Genomic DNA, 18,330 nt, shown 5'->3' with positions numbered 1-18,330 from the left:
TCCTCGTCGTGCTCCGTCCGTGGACCTGCTCGACGGTAGGAGCTGACGCAGCGTCAAGGTGAAGCGCGGGTCCTCAGTCCTCCGGCGGGTGCTCCTTGAGCCAGCGCGAGTCGTCGTTGACGTACGCGTAGTACAGGCCGATGAGCAGCCCGCCGCCCAGGAAGTTGCCGATCAGCGCGAGGCCGACGTTGCCGGCCGCGAGCCCCAGGTCGAGGCCCTCGCGCAGCCCGACGATGGCGAACAGCACCGTGTTGGCGACCGAGTGCTCCAGGCCCAGGAACGCGAAGATGAAGACCGCGACGATCATGACGAGCGACTTGGTGAGGTCCTCCTTGATGAGCCCGTTGTAGACGAGCAGCATCGCGAGGTTGATGCAGAAGTTGCACAGCACGGCCCGCACCAGCAGGTCCACCCAGCCGGTCGGCCCGTCGGCGACGTACGCGAGCTTGTGCTCGACCGAGGCGACCATCTGGTCGAGCACGGCGCCCTCGGCGAGCGTCGAGAACCGCACGAACAGCGCGACGAGCAGGCCGCCGGCCAGGTTGCCGAGATAGCACAGCCCGAGCAGACGCACGGCGCGCGCCCACGACGTGCGCCGGTGGTAGGCGCCGATCGTGACGATCATCATGTTCGAGGTCAGCAGCTCGGACCGCGAGTAGTAGATGAAGACGAGCGCCCAGCCGAACGTCAGCGCCCCGGCGATCCGCCCGAGCGGGTACAGCGACGTCCCGCCCAGCACGATGGCGTCGAACGCCGCGATCACGGCGTAGTGCGCGCCGTAGAGCAGGCCGATGATGATCCCCGCCATGGCGGCGCGCATGAGGTAGCGCCGCCCGAGGGCGCCGGACATCGTCGTCTTGGTCTCGAGCGCCTCGAGGACCGTGCTGATGAAGTGCTTGCCGGGGAACAGGCCGGGCAGGCCGGGGCGGGGGTCGCTCACGGTCGACAACCTCCCACATCAGGGGCGTGCGGGTGCGCCCGGCGCACCCGCCGCCCGTCGGGCCGCCCACGCCCGGACCGAGACCCGCAGCGCGCGGCGCAGCACCAGGCCGACCGCGGCCCCGCCGCCCGCGACGAGCAGCACGCGCGGGTCGGTCGGGTCGAGCTGGAACAGCCGCTGCCCGAGCGGCAGCGCGACGACGGCGGTCATCGCCCCGACCATGGCGGTCACGAGCGCGACCTTCCACGGTCGCAGCGGCCGCGCGACGTCGACGAGGATGTCGAAGGCCACCACGACGAGCGCGAGGAACGCGGCCGTCGAGGTCGGCACGGTGTGCGCCGACCCGGTGCCGATCACCGACCGTGCGACCGCGTACGCGCCGTACGCGGCCACGGCCACGGCCACGCCGCCGGGCACCGCGGCGGCGAGCACACGACCGACGAACCCGTCGCGCGCGGGCTCGCGGTTGGGCGCGAGCGCGAGCACCGCGGCCGGGATGCCGATCGTGAACCACGCGATGAGCGTGACGTGGCGCGGCAGCAGCGGGAACGGCAGCGCGGTCAGCGCGACCACCAGGGCGAGCAGCACCGAGTACACGGTCTTGGAGAGGAACAGCGTCGCGACGCGCTCGATGTTCGCGACCACGCGGCGCCCCTCGGCGACCACGAACGGCAGCGTCGCGAACGACGAGTCCAGCAGCACGAGGCGCGCGACGGCGCGCGCCGCGGGGCTGCCGCTGCCCATCGCGACGCCGACGTCGGCCTCCTTCATCGCCAGCACGTCGTTGACGCCGTCCCCGGTCATCGCGACGGTGCGACCGCGCGCGGCGAGCGCACGGACCAGCTCGCGCTTCTGGTCGGGGCGGACGCGGCCGAACACGGCGGCGCCGTCGGCGACCCGCCCGAGCTCGTCGGGGTCCGTGGGCAGCCGCCCGCCGTCGACCGTGTCGTGGGCGTGGGGGAGCCCCACCTGCTCGGCGACGGCCGCGACCGCGACGGGCGCGTCGCCCGAGATCACCTTGAGCGTGACGCCTTGCTCCTCGAAGAACCGCAGCGTCCCGGCTGCCTCGGGCCGCACCCGCTGGTCCAGCACGACGAGCGCCACCGCGGTCAGCCCGGCGGGCAGCGCCGTGCCCTCCAGCGGAGCCGTGCTGCGCGTGAGGGCCAGCACGCGGCGGCCGCGCGCGGACTCCTCGGCGGCGCGCGCGAGGGCCGGGTGGTCGGGCAGCAGGCCGTCGGGCGCACCGACCACCCACGTCGCGGCGGGGGTCTGCGCGGCGGCCCAGCGCCGCGCCGACGAGAACGGCACGCGCGCGGTCGCGTCGTCGCCCCGGACCGCGTCGGTCGCCTCGAGGATCGCGCGCATGCTCGCGTTCGGCCGGCTCTCGCCGGCGCCGATCGTCGCGAGCGCCGCCCACGCCTCGTCCTGCGTGCCGTCCAGCAGCACGAGCTCGCGGACGCGCATGCCGTCCTCGGTGAGCGTGCCGGTCTTGTCGAAGCACACCACGTCGACGCGGGCCAGGGCCTCCATCGCGGGCAGGTCCTGCACGAGGCACTGGCGCCGCCCGAGCCGGATCACGCCGACCGCCATCGCGACGCTCGTCATGAGCACCAGGCCCTCGGGCACCATCGGCACGAGCGCGGCGACCATGCCGCGCAGCGCGTCGTCGAGCGGCAGCGACGTCTGCGTGAGCTGGTTCCACACCATGAGCGCGCCGACGGGCACCAGCACCCACGTCAGGTACCGCAGGATCGTGTCGATCCCGGCGCGCAGGCCCGACGACGGCGCCGAGTACGTCGACGCCTCGCGGGCCAGGCGCGCCGCGTAGGCGTGCTCCCCGACGCGCGTCGCGCGCAGCCGGCCGGTCCCGGCCACGACCACGCTGCCGGACAGCAGCGGCGCCCCGACCGCGGGGGCGAGCGCCTCGGACTCGCCGGTGAGCAGCGACTCGTCGACCTCCAGCCCGTGCGTGCTCAGCAGGTCGCCGTCGACCGGCACCTGGTCCCCGGCCGAGACCTCGACCACGTCGTCGACCACGATCTCGGCCGGGTCGAGCGCGAGCTCGCCGTCGGCGCGGACCACCGTGACGGTCGAGGCGTTGAGGATGGCCAGCCGGTCGAGCGTCCGCTTGGCGCGGATCTCCTGCACCATGCCGACCGCGCTGTTCACGACGATGAGCAGACCGAACAGACCGTCCAGCCAGTGCCCGGTGAACGCCACGACGAGGAACAGCACGAAGTAGATCGCGTTGACGCGCGTGAACACGTTCGCGACGACGATGTCGCGCGCGCTGCGGCTCGTGACGCGCTCGACGCGGTTCACCTCGCCGCGGCTGATCCGGTCGGCTACCTCGCTGCTGGTCAGGGGCTCCACGCGGACAGGCTAGGCGCAGCGCCGCCCCGGGGCCGTACGGTCCCGGGGCGGCGCGCGCGAGGTGCGGGTCGCGGGTCAAGCCTCGGCGGGCCCGCGCGCGGTCAGCGTGAACACGCTGGCGGGGCTGCCCGGCTCGGCCGCGACCGCGAGGCCGCCCTCCGGGTCGGCCACGAGGTAGCCGCTCTCGTTCGAGAGGTTCACCTGCTCGGGCCGGTCCAGCGCGGTGACCCGCAGCTGCTGGTTCGGGTCCGCGGGATCGCACTCCGCGAGGCCCACGACGTCGTCACCCGGCAGGTTGAGGCACATGTCCCGGTCGTCGGTCGTCGCGCTCGACCGCACGAGCGACGTGCCCTCGGCCCCTGCGGGCTCGATCACCCACGTGTACGGCACCTCGGACGTCGACGGGTTCTCGAGCGTCGTCACGGCGCCCTCGACGGTCGTGACCACCCAGGTGGACGCGTAGGTCGCGATGTCGACCACCGTGCTGCCGTCGGTCAGGGCGGCCGGGTCGGTGCCGCCCGCGTCGTCCGACGTGGGCGTCGGGGTCGGCGCGTCGGGCGTGGGCGACGTCATGCCGTCGGGCGTCGCGACGGGGGTCGTCGCACCGTCGCCGGAGGCGTCGTCGGTGCCGCAGGCGGCCAGCGCGAGGGCCAGACCCCCGGCGGCGAGGCTCGCCCCGACGAGGCGGGGCAGGCGGGTGCGCGGGGTCGTCGTGATCATGGGTGTCGTCCTTCCGTGGGCGGACACGATCGCGGCTCGATCGCGGGGACGGACGAGCCGTCCCTGTCGTTCTCGTGCGCTTCGAACGTATCGGTGCACGTCACGGGCGCAACTCGCGAGCGGCCGCACCGGTGGGGGGCACCGACCTCGTGCGACGCCGTGGTCGGTGCACGGCGTGCGATGCGCCACCATGGAGCCATGACGACGACCGAGGCCGCACCCGGCCAGGAGATGCCCGCCGACCGCGAGGTGCTGGGCTGGGAGCGGTTCGGGGACGCCGTGCGCGAGCTCGCGCAGGCCGTGGCGGACTCGGGGTTCGTGCCCGACGTCGTCGTGTCGATCGCGCGTGGGGGCCTGCCGCCGGGCGGTGCGCTGGCCTACGCGCTGGGCACCAAGGCCGTCGGCACCATGAACGTTGAGTTCTACACGGGCGTCGACACGACGCTGCCCGAGCCGGCGGTGCTGCCGCCGCTGCTCGACACCGAGGCCGTGCAGGGCCTGCGCGCGCTGGTCGTCGACGACGTCGCGGACTCGGGGGAGACGCTCGCGCTGGTCAAGCGGCTGCTGAGCGAGGACTGCTCCGAGGTCCGCACCGCGGTGCTCTACCACAAGCCCCGCTCGGTGGTCGTGCCCGACTACGTGTGGCGCCAGACGGACCGCTGGATCACGTTCCCGTGGTCGGCCCTGCCGCCGGTGACGCCGGCCCGCTGACCTCGGCGAGCGCGTCGAGCACGGTCGCCGCGAGCCCGTCGACGTGCGGCACGACGCCGATCGCGCCCGCGTCCTCGAGCTCGCCCGGCTCGGCGTAGCCCCACGCGACGCCCAGGCACGGCAGCCCGTGCGCGGCGGCGCCGACCGCGTCGTGCGAGCGGTCGCCGACCATGACGACCGGGCCGGTCGGCGTCAGCGCCGCGAGCGCCGCGGTGATGACGTCGGCCTTGGTCGACGGCACGTCGTCCAGCGGTGCGCCGAACACGCCGTCGACGCCTCCCTCGAGGTGCTCGGTCAGGCCGTAGCGCTCGCAGATCGGGCGCGCGAACACCTCGGGCTTGCTGGTCGCGACGGCCAGCCGCACGCCCGCGGCGCGCAGGGCTGCGAGCTGCTCGGGCACGCCGTCGTACACGCTGTTCTGCCACATGCCCTGCTCACGGAAGTACCCGCGGTACGCCTCGACGGCCTCGGGCACGCGCTCGGGCGGCACGCCGAACAGCGCGAACGACGACGGCAGCGGCGGCCCGACGAACCGGCGCAGCGCCTGGTCGTCGGGAACCGGCAGGCCCAGCGCCGTGAAGGCGACGCGCGCGCTCGCCGCGATGCCGGGGTACGAGTCGGTGAGCGTGCCGTCCAGGTCGAGCAGCGCGAGCGGCGCGCCGGCGGGCGCGGCGGCGGGTCCGGTCACGCGGCGCCGTCCGTCACGCGTGCGAGGACCGCTGCCGGCACCTGCGACGTCGACGTCAGCACCTCGACGGCACCGGCCTCGCGCAGCTCGTCGCCGTCGGCGTAGCCCCAGCCCGCGCCGAGGCACGGCAGCCCGTGCTCGGCCGCGCCGTGCACGTCGTGCTCGCGGTCGCCCAGCATGACCGCGCGGAACCCCGCGTCACCGGTCGCCTCGCGCACCCACGCCAGCGCGCGGCCGATGATCTGGCCCTTGGACTCCGACTCGTCGTCCGGTGCGCCCACGAGGTGGTCGAGCAGCGGCGTCAGGCCCGTCTCGTCGCAGATCGGCGCGGCCCACCGCTGCGGCTTCGCGGTCGCGACGACCAGCAGGGCCCCGGCCTCACGCAGCGCGGTGAGCGCCTGCGGGATGCCGTCGAACACGCGCGTGTCCCACACGCCCACGCGCCCGAAGTGGTCGGCGTACGCGGCGGCCGCGTCGTCGACCAGGTCGGCCGGCACGCCGTGCGTCGCGAGCGACCAGCCGAGCGGCGGCCCGGCGAACGACCGCATGACGGCCTCGCTGGGCACGGGCAGCCCGACGCGCTCGTACGCCGCGCGCACCGACGCCACGATCCCGGACGCCGAGTCCATGAGGGTGCCGTCGAGGTCGAGGAGGGCCACGGGCCGGGGGGAGGTCATGGGACCGATCGTGCCCCACGTGCGCGGGGGGACCGAATCGGTGACGACGTCCGCGACGGGCGTCGATACACTGGGGCGCACAGGCGTCGACCCGGCCATCACCGGTGAGCCTCCGGAAGAACGGGACCCGCCCGGCGGGCGGGTCCTCAGTAGAACCGGACGGGGCAGGCCCGTCACAGCCGTCGGAGAGTGGTCGGGGCGCGTCCTCGGCAAGCGAGGTGGTACCGCGGTGGTGCCCGGCCGGTCCGGGCGTCGTCGTCCTCGTGGCCGTGCCGCACCTGCCCAGGTGCGCGAGACCAGGAGCACCGACCGTGGCGTACCCGCTGCACCGCACGTCCGACGGCACCGCCGCCAGCGTCCCGCCCAGCCCCGACCTGCCCGCGCTCGAGGGCGACGTGCTGGCGTACTGGCAGGCCGACGGCACGTTCCGCGCGTCGATCGACCAGCGCCCGGCCGGCGAGCAGGGCGACAACGAGTACGTCTTCTACGACGGCCCGCCGTTCGCCAACGGCCTGCCGCACTACGGGCACCTGCTCACGGGGTACGCCAAGGACGTCGTGCCGCGCTACCAGACCATGCGCGGGCGCCGCGTCGAGCGCCGGTTCGGCTGGGACACGCACGGCCTGCCGGCCGAGCTCGAGGCCGAGCGCGTGCTCGGCATCACCGACAAGTCCCAGATCGACGAGATGGGCATCGCCGCGTTCAACGACGCGTGCCGCACGTCGGTGCTCACGTACACGCAGGAGTGGCAGGACTACGTCACCCGCCAGGCGCGCTGGGTGGACTTCGAGCACGACTACAAGACGCTCGACCCGAGCTTCATGGAGTCGGTCATCTGGGCGTTCAAGCAGCTGTACGACAAGGGCCTGGCCTACGAGGGCTACCGGGTGCTGCCGTACTGCTGGCGCGACGAGACGCCGCTGAGCAACCACGAGCTGCGCATGGACGAGGACGTGTACGCCTCGCGCCAGGACCCCGCGCTCACGGTCGGGTTCCGGCTCGGGACCGGCGAGCTCGTGCTGGTCTGGACGACGACGCCGTGGACGCTGCCGTCCAACCTCGCGGTCGCCGTCGGCCCCGACGTCGAGTACGTCGTCGTCGAGCCGCAGCCCGGGTCGCCGTTCGCCGACGCGCACCCGGGGGAGCGGGTCGTGCTCGCCGCCGCACGCCTCGGCGCGTACTCCCGCGAGCTCGGTGACGAGCCGACGGTCGTCGCGACCCTCACGGGTGCCGACCTCGTCGGCCGCCGCTACACGCCGCCGTTCGACTACTTCGCTGGCCACGAGAACGCGCACCAGGTGCTCGCGGCGGACTTCGTCACGACCGAGGACGGCACGGGCGTCGTGCACCTCGCGCCCGCGTTCGGCGAGGACGACATGGCCACGTGCGACGCCGCGGGCATCACGCCCGTCGTGCCCGTCGACTCCAAGGGCCGCTTCACCGCGCAGGTCGCCGACTACGCCGGCGTGCAGGTGTTCGAGGCGAACAAGCAGGTCATCGCCGACCTCAAGGCCGGCACGGGCCCGCTCGCGCGCGTCGACGCGGCGCACCGGGCCGCGGTGCTGCGGCACGAGACGTACGAGCACTCCTACCCGCACTGCTGGCGGTGCCGGAACCCGCTGATCTACAAGGCCGTGTCGTCGTGGTTCGTGCGCGTCACCGCGTTCAAGGACCGCATGGTCGAGCTCAACCAGGGCATCGAGTGGATCCCCGGGCACATCAAGGACGGCCAGTTCGGCAAGTGGCTCGCCAACGCACGCGACTGGTCGATCAGCCGCAACCGCTACTGGGGCACGCCCATCCCCGTGTGGGTGAGCGACGACCCCGCGTACCCGCGGGTCGACGTGTACGGCTCGTTCGCCGAGCTCGAGGCCGACTTCGGCCGCCTGCCGCGCAACGACCGCGGCGAGCCCGACCTGCACCGCCCGTTCATCGACGACCTGACGCGCCCCAACCCGGACGACCCGACCGGGCGCTCGACCATGCGTCGCATCCCCGACGTGCTCGACGTGTGGTTCGACTCGGGGTCCATGCCGTTCGCGCAGGTGCACTACCCGTTCGAGAACCGTGACTGGTTCGAGCACCACTACCCGGGCGACTTCATCGTCGAGTACATCGGCCAGACGCGTGGCTGGTTCTACACGCTGCACGTGCTGGCCACGGCGATCTTCGACCGTGCCGCGTTCCGCAACGTCATGTGCCACGGGATCGTGCTGGGCGACGACGGCCGCAAGGCCAGCAAGTCGCTGCGCAACTTCCCCGACCCGGTGCTGATGTGGGACAAGTACGGGTCCGACGCGGTGCGCTGGTCGCTCATGTCGTCGACGATCCTGCGCGGCGGCAACCTCGTGGTCACCGAGGAGGGCATCCGCGACGGCGTGCGCCAGGTGCTGCTGCCGCTGTGGAGCACCTACTACTTCTTCACGCTGTACGCGGGTGCCGCGGACGGCGGGCGGGGGTACGCCGCACGGCGCGTCACGGCCGAGCGGGCCGCGAGCCTGCCGCCCATGGACCGCTACCTGCTCGCGCGCACGGCCGACCTGGGCGCGACGCTCACGGCCCAGCTCGACGCGTACGACATCCCGGCCGCGTGCGAGTCGGTGCGCGAGCACCTCGACGTGCTGACCAACTGGTACGTGCGCACGCAGCGCGACCGGTTCTGGTCGGAGGACACCGACGCGTTCGACACGCTGTGGACCGCGCTCGAGGAGCTCACGCGCGTCATGGCGCCGCTCGCGCCGCTCGTCACGGAGGAGGTGTGGCGCGGCCTGACCGGTGGGCGCAGCGTGCACCTCACCGACTGGCCGACGGCCGACGAGGCGCTCGTGCACGACGACGCGCTCGTGGCGGCGATGGACGAGGTGCGGGCCGTGGTGTCCGCCGCGCTCGGGCTGCGCAAGGCGCACCAGGTGCGCGTGCGGCAGCCGCTGCGTCGCCTCACCGTGGCCGTCGCCGACCCGGCCGCGCTCGCGCCGTACACCGACCTGCTCGCGGCCGAGCTCAACGTCAAGCACGTCGACGTCGTCGCGGCCGACGCCGAGACGACCGAGCGCTTCGGCATCGTGCAGCGGCTCGCGGTCAACGCGCGCGCCGCCGGCCCGCGCCTGGGCCGGTCCGTGCAGCACGTCATCAAGGCGGCCCGCACCGGCGCCTGGCGCGTCGACGGCGAGACGGTCGTGGTGACGACCGACGACGGCGACGTCGCGCTCGAGCCCGCCGAGTACGAGCTGACGACGGTCGTCGGCGAGGGCGGCGGGGGTGACGTCGCGGCGGCCGTGCTGCCCGGCGGCGTCGTCGTGGTGCTCGACCTCGCGCTCGACGCCGCGCTGCTGGCCGAGGGCTACGCGCGCGACGTCGTCCGGGCGGTGCAGGACGCGCGCAAGGCCGCCGGCCTGCACGTCGCCGACCGCATCGACCTCGTGCTCGGCGTGCCCGCCGACCACGTGGCGGACGTCGAGGCGCACCGCGCGTTCGTCGCCGCCGAGACCCTCGCGGCGTCGCTGACGCTCGAGCCGACCGACGCGGCCGACGTGGCCGTGCACCTGACGAAGGCGGACGCATGAGCGGCGGGGCCGACCACCTGAAGGACGAGGCCGCCCGGGCGGCGCGCGCCGCGGCGGACGAGGTGTACCGCGCGATCCTCGCGCGCGCGCCCGAGCACGACATCGACCCGTCGCTCGACCGCGTGCGGGACGTGCTCGAGCTGCTGGGCGACCCGCAGCGCGCGTTCCGCACCGTGCACCTCACGGGCACGAACGGCAAGACGTCGACCGCGCGCATGGTCGAGCGGCTGCTGCGCGAGCACGGCCTGCGCACCGGACGCTTCACGAGCCCGCACCTGACGCGCGTCAACGAGCGCATCAGCATCGACGGCGAGCCGATCAGCGACGAGCGCTTCGTCGAGGTCTGGCAGGACGTCGCGCCGTACGTGCACATGGTCGACGCGCGCGCGGCCGAGAACGGCGGCCACCGGCTGTCGTTCTTCGAGGTGTTCACGGTCATGGCGTACGCGGCGTTCGCCGACGCGCCCGTGGACGTCGCGGTCGTCGAGGTCGGCATGGGCGGCCGGTGGGACGCCACGAACCTCGTCGACGCCGAGGTCGCCGTCATCACGCCGGTCGCGATGGACCACGAGCGGTACCTCGGCGAGACGCTCGTCGAGATCGCCGCCGAGAAGTCCGGCATCGTCAAGGACGGTGCGACGCTCGTGCTCGCGCACCAGACCGACGACGTCGAGGGCGTGGTCCTCGCCGTCGCGGCGGAGCGCGGTGCGCGGGTCGTGCGCGAGGACGTCGACGTCGCGGTCGTCGAGCGGCAGGTGGCGGTCGGCGGGCAGGTCGTCGCGCTGCGCGGGCTCGGCGGCGTGTACACCGAGGTGTTCCTGCCGCTGTCCGGCGAGCACCAGGCGCACAACGCGCTGCTCGCGCTCGTCGCGACCGAGGCGCTGCTCACGGGCGGTGCGGCGCTCGACGGCTCCGTCGTCGAGGCCGCGTTCGCGGACGTGTCGTCGCCCGGGCGGCTCGAGGTCGTGCGCTCGAGCCCGACCGTCCTGGTCGACGGTGCGCACAACCCCGCCGGGGCCGAGGCGCTCGCGGACGCGGTCGAGGAGGCGTTCGCGTTCACGCGGCTCGTCGGCGTCGTGGGCGTCATGGCGGACAAGGACCCCGAGGGCATCCTCGCGGCGCTCGAGCCGCTGCTCGCCGAGGTCGTCGTCACGCAGGCGTCGGGCGCCCGCGCGCTGGACGCCGACGACCTCGCGGAGGTCGCGATCGACGTGTTCGGCGAGGACCGCGTGCACGTCGCCGCGCGGCTGCCCGACGCGATCGACGTCGCCGTGCAGCGCGCCGAGGGCGAGGAGGAGCGCGGCGCGGGTGTGCTCGTGACCGGCTCGATCCTGCTGGTGGCCGAGGCGCGGGTGCTGCTCGGCCGTGCCTGACGCCGCGCCGCCCGCCGCGGCACCGACCGTGCCCGGTGACGCGCGCGGGCGCGCGGCGACGCGGCGCGCGCTGCTCGACGCCGCGTACGGGCAGTTCCTCGAGACCGGCTACCTGCGCACGACGATCGGCGCCGTGACCGCGCGGGCCGGGTACACGCGCGGCGCGTTCTACTCGAGCTTCCGCTCGAAGGAGGAGCTGGTCGGCGCGCTGTACCGCAGCGCGAACGCGCACCAGGTCGCGCGCCTGCGCCACGCGGTGCTCGGCGAGGTCGAGCGCACGCGCGGCGCGGTGCCGGCGGCGGACGTCGTGCCGGCCGCGCTGCGGGGGCTCGCGGGGAGCGTCGGCGCCGAGGCGCGGTGGTTCGGCGTCGTGACCGAGCTGCGCGGCGCCGCCGTGCACGACGCGGCGGCCCGTCGCGTGCTGCTCGACGCGCAGGAGGACCTGCTCGCGGGTCTCGTGACGCTCCTCGACGACGTGCTCGTGCGGACCGGCTCGCGCCTGGACCTGCCGACGCGGGACGTGGTCGCGGTGGGCGTCGGGCTGTACGAGCGCGCGTTCACGGTCGACGAGCCCGACGCCGCGGAGACCGCGGCGGCCGTGCGGGCCGCGACCGAGACGTTCGCGGGGGTGCTGCGGGCCGTCACCCGCTGACACGTGACCGTCCGCGGTCGCTGCGAGCCCGCCGACGCGGCGTCACCCGCCGACGCGGGCGTCCCGCTCGGCGCGTGCGTGCGCGAGCGCCGCGACGTCGGCGACTGTCGTGCGCGGGGCCGACCAGCCGAGCGCGCGCACCACCGAGTCGTCCACGAGCTGCTCGTGCTCGACCTGGTACATCATCTCGGCCTGCTCGCGCGCCGCACCGTTGACGAGGGCCGCGGCGCGCACGACCGGGGAGCGCAGCGCGCGCAGGCGCACGGTGCGGCCGTCGGTGCGCACGCGGCCGAGCGCGTCGGCGAGGGTGCGGCCCGTCGTCGGCTCGACGGCCGGCAGGTGCAGCACGGTGTCGGCCCGCACGCTCGGGTCGTGCGCGACCTGCACGAGCGCGGCCGCGACCTCGATCGTGAGCGCGAACGAGTGGGGCGCGTCGGGGTCCCCGAGCCACGGCAGCGCCGGGCGACCGGCGCCGGCCGCCGCGACGACCGCCGGCCACGGCACGATCCCGAGCGACGCGCCCGGGCCGAGGAAGTCCGCGGCGCGGCAGACGACCACGTCGTGGCCCGCGTCGGCGTGCGCCTCGAGCACGTGCCACCCCGCGAGCCGCGCCTCGCCCTTGCGGCTGCACGGGCGCAGCGGCGTCGTCTCGCGCAGCGGCTCGCGTGCGTCGCCGTAGACGTACACGTTGTCGAGGAACGTCAGCGGCAGCCCGGTGCCGCGGCACGCGGCGGTCACGGCCGCCACGAGCGGCGCCCACTGCGCGGCCCAGACCGCCGACCGGTACGGCAGGCCGAGGGTCGCGACGACCGCGCCGCACCCCGTGAGCGCGTCGGTCAGCGCACCGCCGTCGTAGGACGGGACGACGCGCACCGTGACGCCGGCGGGCGCGTCGCGTGGGGCGGTGCGACCGACCGCGACGGCCTCGTGCCCGGCCGCGACGAGCGCGTCGAGCACGAGCCGCCCGACCTGACCCGACGCGCCCAGGACGGCCGTCGGCGCGGCGCTCATGCCGGCACCGCCGCGAGCGCGAGCGCCGCCTGGTCGGGTGCGGGTCGGGGTGCGGGCACGCGCACGCCGACGGCCACCGCGACGCGCACGCACACCGCGCGCAGGCGCCCCGCGTGGTGCACGAGGTGCAGCCCCACGCCCTCGCCCGGCACGACGGGCACGCCGTGCGCGCCCGGCACCAGCAGCGGCGCGCGGTCGTCCGGTCGCAGCAGGTCCGCACCGCCCGCCTTGACGGCGCACTCGAGCGCGGTCCACGCGCGCACCGCGTCCCACGGCGTCCGCACCGCGGCCCGCTCGGCGGCGGTGAACGCGCGCGACCCGGCCGTCGTGACCTGCGCCCACCGGTCCATCGCGCACGCGTCGACCACGACCGCGGCGGGCGCGACGGCGACGTAGGTCCGGCCGGCCTCGTGCGACGCCGACACCCCGACGCACGCGCCGGCGACGGCGTGCACGTAGCGCGCGGGGGAGAGGACGGCTGCCACGACCTCGTCGAGCGCCGGTCCGGGCTCGGCGCCGGCGGCCAGCGCGGCCGCGGCGACGGCTGCGCGCACGTCGGGGTGGGCCCGCCAGTCGGCCGTCGCCGTGAGGGACAGCAGCTGCACGTCGGCGCCGGGCGCGTGCACCACCGCGGCGCTCACGCCGGCACCCGCTCGGACGTGCGGACCCCGGCGGCGGCCAGGCTCCGGGCGGTGGCGTCGAGCGCGTGGTCGAGATGCTCGACCGTGTGCTCGCTCGTGAGGAAGAAGCGCAGGCGTGCCTGCGCGTCGGGCACCGCGGGGAACACGATCGGGTTGGCGCTCACGCCCTCCTCGGCGAGCCGGCGCGCGACCTCGACGGCGGCGGCCGAGTCGCCGACGACGACCGGGACGACCGGCACGCCGACGGCGGGGCCCACGTCGAGCCCGCGGGCCCGGGCGCCCGCGAGGAAGTGCTGCGCGTTGGCACGCAGCCGCGCGAGCCGCTCGGGCTCGTCGCGCATCACCTGGATCGCCGCGAGCGACGCGGCCGTGTTCGCGGGCGTGAGGCCCGCGCTGAACACGAGCGCCGACAGCGTGTACCGCAGGTGCTGCACGAGGTCGCGGTGCCCCGCGAGGTACCCGCCGCACGACGACAGGCTCTTGGACAGCGTGCCCATGAGGATGTCGACGTCCGCCGGGTCGACGCCCAGCTCCTCGCACACCCCGCCGCCGTGCGCACCGAGCACGCCGACGCTGTGCGCCTCGTCGACCATGAGGTGCGCGCCGTGGCGCCGCGCCGACGCGACGAGCGCCGGCAGGTCGGGCAGGTCGCCGTCCATGCTGAAGACGCCCTCGGTGACCACGAGCACGCGGCGGAACCGGTGCCGCCGCGCGCGCAGGGCCTCCTCGACGAGGTCGGCACGCCCGTGCGGCACGGCGTGCCGCGCAGCACCCGACGCCGCGATGCCCTGCTGCACCGAGTCGTGCACGAGCGCGTCGTGCACGACCAGGTCGTCGGGGCCGTACAGGTGCGGCACGACACCGGCGTTGGTCGCGTGCCCGCCGACCAGCACGACCGCGTCCTGCGTGCCGAGCAGCCCGGCGATCGCGTGCTCCAGGTCGTCGTGCAGCGGGCGGTGGCCGGACAGGATGCGCGCCGCGGAGACGGACGTGCCGTACCGCTCGACGGCCTCCTGCGCCGCCGCGACGACGCGGGGGTGGCCGGTGAGCCCGAGGTAGTTGTACGAGCTGAACGAGACCAGCTCGCGGCCGCCGACGCTCGTCGTCGCGGAGATCCGGCCGTCGTGCGGCAGGTAGTACGGCAGGCCGCCGCCGGCCGCCGCGTCGGTGAGCCGGGCCGTGGTCGCGCGCACCTCGGGCAGCTCGGTGAGACGGCCGCGGTCCGGAACGGGAGGTGCGGCCGCCACGGGAGGTGCGGCCGCCACGGGAGGTGCGGCGGCCACGGGAGGTGCGGCCGCCGCGGTGACCGTGCCGCCCCGGGGGGTCGGCGCGGCGTCGTCCCCGGACGCGGCGGTGCGCGGCGACGCCGCCGGTGCCGTGGCAGCTGGTGCCACCGGGTCCGCGGGCGCCCTGCCGCGCTCGGCGTCGACCACGGCGCGCGCGACGTCGTCGACGGTCAGGAGCGTCCGCATGTCCTCCGCGGTCGGTCGCCAGGCGGGGTGGTCGCGCGTGAGCCGTGCGGCGACCGTCGTCATCATGAGCGAGTCGAGCCCGAGGTCGGTGCCGAGCCGGGCGTCGCCGCGCACGTCGTCCGGCGCGTAGCCGCCGATCTCGGCGACGCACGCGCGGACCTCGTCGGCCACCCTGGCCGGCGAGAGCGCCGGCGTGACGGGCTCGGGTGCGGGGCGCGGCCCGGGGACCAGCGCCGCCGGGGCCGGCGTCGGGGGTGCGAGCGCCGCGGCGACGGGTGCTACGGGCAGCACGACGTCGGCGGGTGCGCCGCCCTGCGGTCGCGCGAGCGCCTGGGCGAGCACGGCGACCTGGGCGCCGAACAGCGCGAGCAGCTCCGTGCCGCCCGGCACGCCGAGCGGCGAGCCCGGTACCGGGGCCGGGCCGGGCAGCCGGTCCGCGGCCAGCGGATGGTCGGCGGCCGGCGCGAGAGGCGCCGGTTCGTCCGTGGTGGGGGTGGTGGGTGTTCCGTGCAGCACGACGGTCTCCCGTCCTTCGTCGGTCCGTGGGCACCTGCTGGCCGTCCCGAGGCGTCCGAGCACGACGTGCGCCCGGAGCTCCGGCACGGTGAGGACGAGCTCGGCGAGCGCGGCGAGCGCCGTCGACGTCGAGCCGTCGGGGCCCCCGAGCCCGACGGCGCGCGCCGCCCGGTCGGGGTCGATCTCGTGGAACGTCCGCAGCAGCGAGCCGCCGCCGCTGACCTGCACGACCACGTCGTGCGGGAGCGCGACCGCGGTGCGCACGGCCTCGCGGAAGCGCACGGTCCCGGCGATCTGGCGGCCGAGGCCCGCGAAGGCCTGCTCGACGTCCTCGACCGCCGCGCCCGTCACGGACGACACGCACGTCGCCCCGGTGACGCGCGCCGCGGGGCGGCGCAGGGCCGCGAGCCGGGCGCGCACCGCGCGGTCGGCGTGCGCGTAGTGCGGCGTGTGGAACGCGCCCGCGGTCGCGAGCGGCGTCGACGCCGTGCCGGCCGCCTCGAGCCGCGCGGCGAGCGCGCACAGCGCCGTCAGCGGCCCGCCGAGCACGACCTGCCGCGGGCCGTTGTCGCACGCGACGTGCACGCCGGGGGACTGCGCGACGAGCGGTGCGAGCGCGTCGAGCCCGGCGCGCACCGCGAGCATCCCGGTGTCCGGTGCACCGGTGCGCATGCACGCGACGCGCGCGGCGACCACGTCGAGCACGGTGTCCTCGTCGAGCAGCCCCGCGGCGTGCAGCGCGCCGAGCTCACCGACGGAGTGCCCGAGCGTCACCGCGGGGAGCACGCCGATCTCGGCGAGCGCGGCGGTCGTCGCGAGCGCGGTCACGGTGAGCAGCGGCTGCGCGACGGCGGTGTCGTCCACGCCCGGGTCGGTGACGCCGGACGCCCACGCGTCGGACAGGTGCGGACGCAGCGGCGGGCCGTCGAGCCGCTCCGCGAGCCGGTCCTCGAGGCGGCGCACGTGCGCCCCGTAGGACGGCAGCAGCCGTGCGAGGGCCGCGTGCTCGCCCGTGCGCTGGCTGCCCTGCCCGGGGTAGAGCAGCAGCGCGCGGCCGGGGCCGGTGACGCGGCGGACCGCGACCGCGTGCGTCGTGGGGGACGCGTCCGGCGACACGGTGTCGTCGCGCACCGCGCGCAGCCCCGCGAGCAGCGTCGGCAGGTCGGCGGCGAGCACGACCGCGCGGTGCGGCCCGGGCGGGACGAGCGCGCAGCGCGCCGCGACGTCGCCGACGCCGAACGACGTCGGTGCGTCGGGCCGGGCCAGGGCGTCGTGCAGGCGTGCGGCGCGCTGCCGCAGCGCGGCGGCGTCGGGCGCGGACAGCAGGACCGGGACGACGTCAGCCACGGCGGACCACCACCTCGGGGTGCGCGAGCACGGCGTGCGCGTCGGTGCCGCCGAAGCCGAACGCGTTGACCGCGGCCCGGCGGACGGGGGCGGCCTCGTCGGCCGGCGTCGGCACGACGAACGGGGAGCCGTCGAGCAGCGGGTGCCACCCGGCGTCGTCCTCGGGCTGCGGCGCCCACCGCCCCCGCCGGAGCGCGAGCACGACCTTGACGAGCGCGAGCGCCGCCGACGCGGCCATGGTGTGGCCGACGACGGCCTTGACCGAGCCGAGCGGCACGCTGCCCGCGGGCGCGTCGGGCAGGACCTCGCGCAGCGTCTCGAGCTCGGTGCGGTCGCCGACGACCGTCGCCGTGCCGTGCCCCTCCACCGCGTCCACGCGACCGGCCGGCAGGTCGCCGCGCGCGGCCCGCACGGCCGCGACCTGCCCCTCGACCGTGGGGGTCATGACCCCGGGGGCGCGGCCGTCGTTGCTGCTGCCGCAGGCCTCGACGACCGCGAGCACGTCGTCGCCGTCGCGCTCGGCGTCCGCGAGGCGCCGCAGCAGCAGCAGCGCGCCGCCCTCGCCGAGCACGAACCCGTCGGCGGCGCGCGTGTAGGGCCGGCAGGCCCCGGACGGGGACAGCGCACCGATCGCGGAGAACCCCGCGTGGGCCTCGGGCGTGAGCGCGGTGTACACGCCGCCGACGACGCACGCGTCGACCGCGCCCGTGAGGAGCAGCGCGCGGCCGACGTCGAGCGCGGTGAGCCCCGACGCGCACGCCGAGTCCACCGCGAACGCCGGGCCGCGCAGGTCGAACGAGTGCTGCACCGCGGCGGGCACCATGTTGGCGAGGACGCCGGGCATGGTGTGCCCGGTCATGGGCTGCACGGCGCGCGCCCCGGCGGCGTGCACGGCCGCGCGCTGCGCGGCGTCGCCCGTGCCGAGCGCGCCGTCGACCGTCATGGTCGCGAGCAGCGGGGCCGTGCTGACCGCGCGGTAGTCGGTCGAGCTGACGCCGACGACCGTCGCGACCCGTGCGCCGGGCCGACGCACGTCGGTGCGGGCGCGCGCGAACAGCTCGGCGGCGAGGCCGAGGACCAGGCGCTGCTGCGGGTCCATGCGCCGCGCCCGCGCGGCCGGCACGCCGTGGCGGCGCGCATCGAACGCGTACGGGTCGGCGAGCGGCGCCATGACGTGCGCACCGGCGCGGCGGGAGCGCTCGGCGGCGTCGGTGCGTTCCGGCCAGCGGTCCGCCGGGATCTCGCAGAACTGCGGCACCGCGCACTGCACGAGGTTGTCGAACTCGTCGAGATCGTCGGCCCCGGCGCTCCGTGCCGCCGCCGCCGTGACGGCGATGAGCGTGTCCATCGTCATGAGGCCCCCCTGACCTGCATCGATACACCGTGTATCGCACAGTAGCAGCGGGATGCCGGAATTGTCATTACTTCGGCGACAATTCATCGTGACGTCACCCGGTGCGTCCGCCGGTATTGTGGGTGACGCCACGAAATGTCGACGCCGACAAATTGCGAGGGGTGAACAATAGATTGTCGGACGCGCCGCGCGGCAGTGACGAAGGTCCCTGCGCCGGTCTGCGGGCCGCGGTGGCCCCGTCGAGCGCGGCACGCCTGCACGGACGTGCACGCCCCCGCCGTCGACCCACGGT

Annotated in this window: 13 protein-coding genes; 4 read left to right on the top strand and 9 right to left on the bottom strand. The window is 75.8% G+C overall.

Annotation, left to right across the window (positions count from 1 at the left end):
• Positions 1-73 precede the first annotated feature (73 nt).
• The 3 genes from E4A51_RS04540 to E4A51_RS04530 form a co-directional block, all read right to left on the bottom strand.
• Positions 74-940, bottom strand: a complete 867-nt coding sequence (locus E4A51_RS04540; protein WP_134850991.1) for a formate/nitrite transporter family protein — start codon at positions 938-940, stop codon at positions 74-76.
• Positions 941-958: 18 nt separating this feature from the next.
• Entirely contained in the window at positions 959-3,313 is a 2,355-nt protein-coding gene (locus tag E4A51_RS04535) for an HAD-IC family P-type ATPase (RefSeq protein ID WP_134850990.1), read from the bottom strand.
• A 75-nt stretch (positions 3,314-3,388) separates the two neighbouring features.
• The gene (locus tag E4A51_RS04530; protein ID WP_134850989.1) at positions 3,389-4,033 is read right to left on the bottom strand and encodes a hypothetical protein; all 645 of its coding nucleotides are present in this window, start codon (positions 4,031-4,033) and stop codon (positions 3,389-3,391) included.
• A 198-nt stretch (positions 4,034-4,231) separates the two neighbouring features.
• On the opposite strand from E4A51_RS04530, the gene E4A51_RS04525 reads away from it, so the two are divergent.
• Positions 4,232-4,744: a phosphoribosyltransferase gene (locus E4A51_RS04525; protein ID WP_134850988.1), complete on the top strand. Its 513-nt coding sequence runs from the start codon at positions 4,232-4,234 to the stop codon at positions 4,742-4,744.
• Here E4A51_RS04525 and E4A51_RS04520 read toward each other — a convergent pair.
• Positions 4,698-5,432, bottom strand: coding sequence for an HAD hydrolase-like protein (locus E4A51_RS04520; protein WP_134850987.1), 735 nt, complete (start codon positions 5,430-5,432; stop codon positions 4,698-4,700). The two genes, E4A51_RS04525 and E4A51_RS04520, sit on opposite strands and share 47 nt — an antisense overlap.
• Entirely contained in the window at positions 5,429-6,109 is a 681-nt protein-coding gene (locus E4A51_RS04515) for an HAD family hydrolase (protein WP_134850986.1), read from the bottom strand. Before E4A51_RS04515 ends, E4A51_RS04520 begins: the two co-directional genes overlap by 4 nt.
• 311 nt (positions 6,110-6,420) lie before the next feature.
• Here E4A51_RS04515 and ileS point away from each other — a divergent pair, with 311 nt between their 5' ends.
• The 3 genes from ileS to E4A51_RS04500 are packed head-to-tail and all read left to right on the top strand — an operon-like array spanning position 6,421 to position 11,697.
• The gene (gene ileS, locus E4A51_RS04510) at positions 6,421-9,672 is read left to right on the top strand and encodes an isoleucine--tRNA ligase (protein WP_134850985.1); all 3,252 of its coding nucleotides are present in this window, start codon (positions 6,421-6,423) and stop codon (positions 9,670-9,672) included.
• A complete protein-coding gene (locus E4A51_RS04505; protein ID WP_134850984.1) occupies positions 9,669-11,045 on the top strand; it encodes a folylpolyglutamate synthase/dihydrofolate synthase family protein in 1,377 nt (458 codons plus the stop codon). The genes ileS and E4A51_RS04505 overlap by 4 nt, the downstream gene beginning before the upstream one ends.
• Positions 11,038-11,697, top strand: coding sequence for a TetR/AcrR family transcriptional regulator (locus tag E4A51_RS04500; protein WP_206119945.1), 660 nt, complete (start codon positions 11,038-11,040; stop codon positions 11,695-11,697). The genes E4A51_RS04505 and E4A51_RS04500 overlap by 8 nt, the downstream gene beginning before the upstream one ends.
• Before the next feature lie 42 nt (positions 11,698-11,739).
• Here E4A51_RS04500 and E4A51_RS04495 read toward each other — a convergent pair whose 3' ends face one another.
• Genes E4A51_RS04495 through E4A51_RS04480 form a run of 4 tightly spaced genes read right to left on the bottom strand, consistent with a single transcriptional unit; the run spans position 11,740 to position 18,038 of the window.
• Positions 11,740-12,708: an NAD-dependent epimerase/dehydratase family protein gene (locus tag E4A51_RS04495; protein ID WP_134850983.1), complete on the bottom strand. Its 969-nt coding sequence runs from the start codon at positions 12,706-12,708 to the stop codon at positions 11,740-11,742.
• A complete protein-coding gene (locus E4A51_RS04490; RefSeq protein ID WP_134850982.1) occupies positions 12,705-13,349 on the bottom strand; it encodes a hypothetical protein in 645 nt (214 codons plus the stop codon). The genes E4A51_RS04495 and E4A51_RS04490 overlap by 4 nt, the downstream gene beginning before the upstream one ends.
• Positions 13,346-16,684 (bottom strand): aminotransferase class I/II-fold pyridoxal phosphate-dependent enzyme, encoded by a 3,339-nt coding sequence (locus E4A51_RS04485; RefSeq protein WP_134850981.1) that lies wholly within the window; start codon positions 16,682-16,684, stop codon positions 13,346-13,348. The genes E4A51_RS04490 and E4A51_RS04485 overlap by 4 nt, the downstream gene beginning before the upstream one ends.
• A complete protein-coding gene (locus tag E4A51_RS04480) occupies positions 16,677-18,038 on the bottom strand; it encodes a polyketide synthase (RefSeq protein ID WP_070319731.1) in 1,362 nt (453 codons plus the stop codon). The genes E4A51_RS04485 and E4A51_RS04480 overlap by 8 nt, the downstream gene beginning before the upstream one ends.
• Positions 18,039-18,330: the final 292 nt, after the last annotated feature.

Origin of the sequence: Cellulomonas sp. HD19AZ1 (genome assembly GCF_004535805.1) — a bacterium.
GTDB lineage: Bacteria > Actinomycetota > Actinomycetes > Actinomycetales > Cellulomonadaceae > Cellulomonas > Cellulomonas iranensis.
This window is presented reverse-complemented; position numbering and strand designations above follow the sequence as displayed.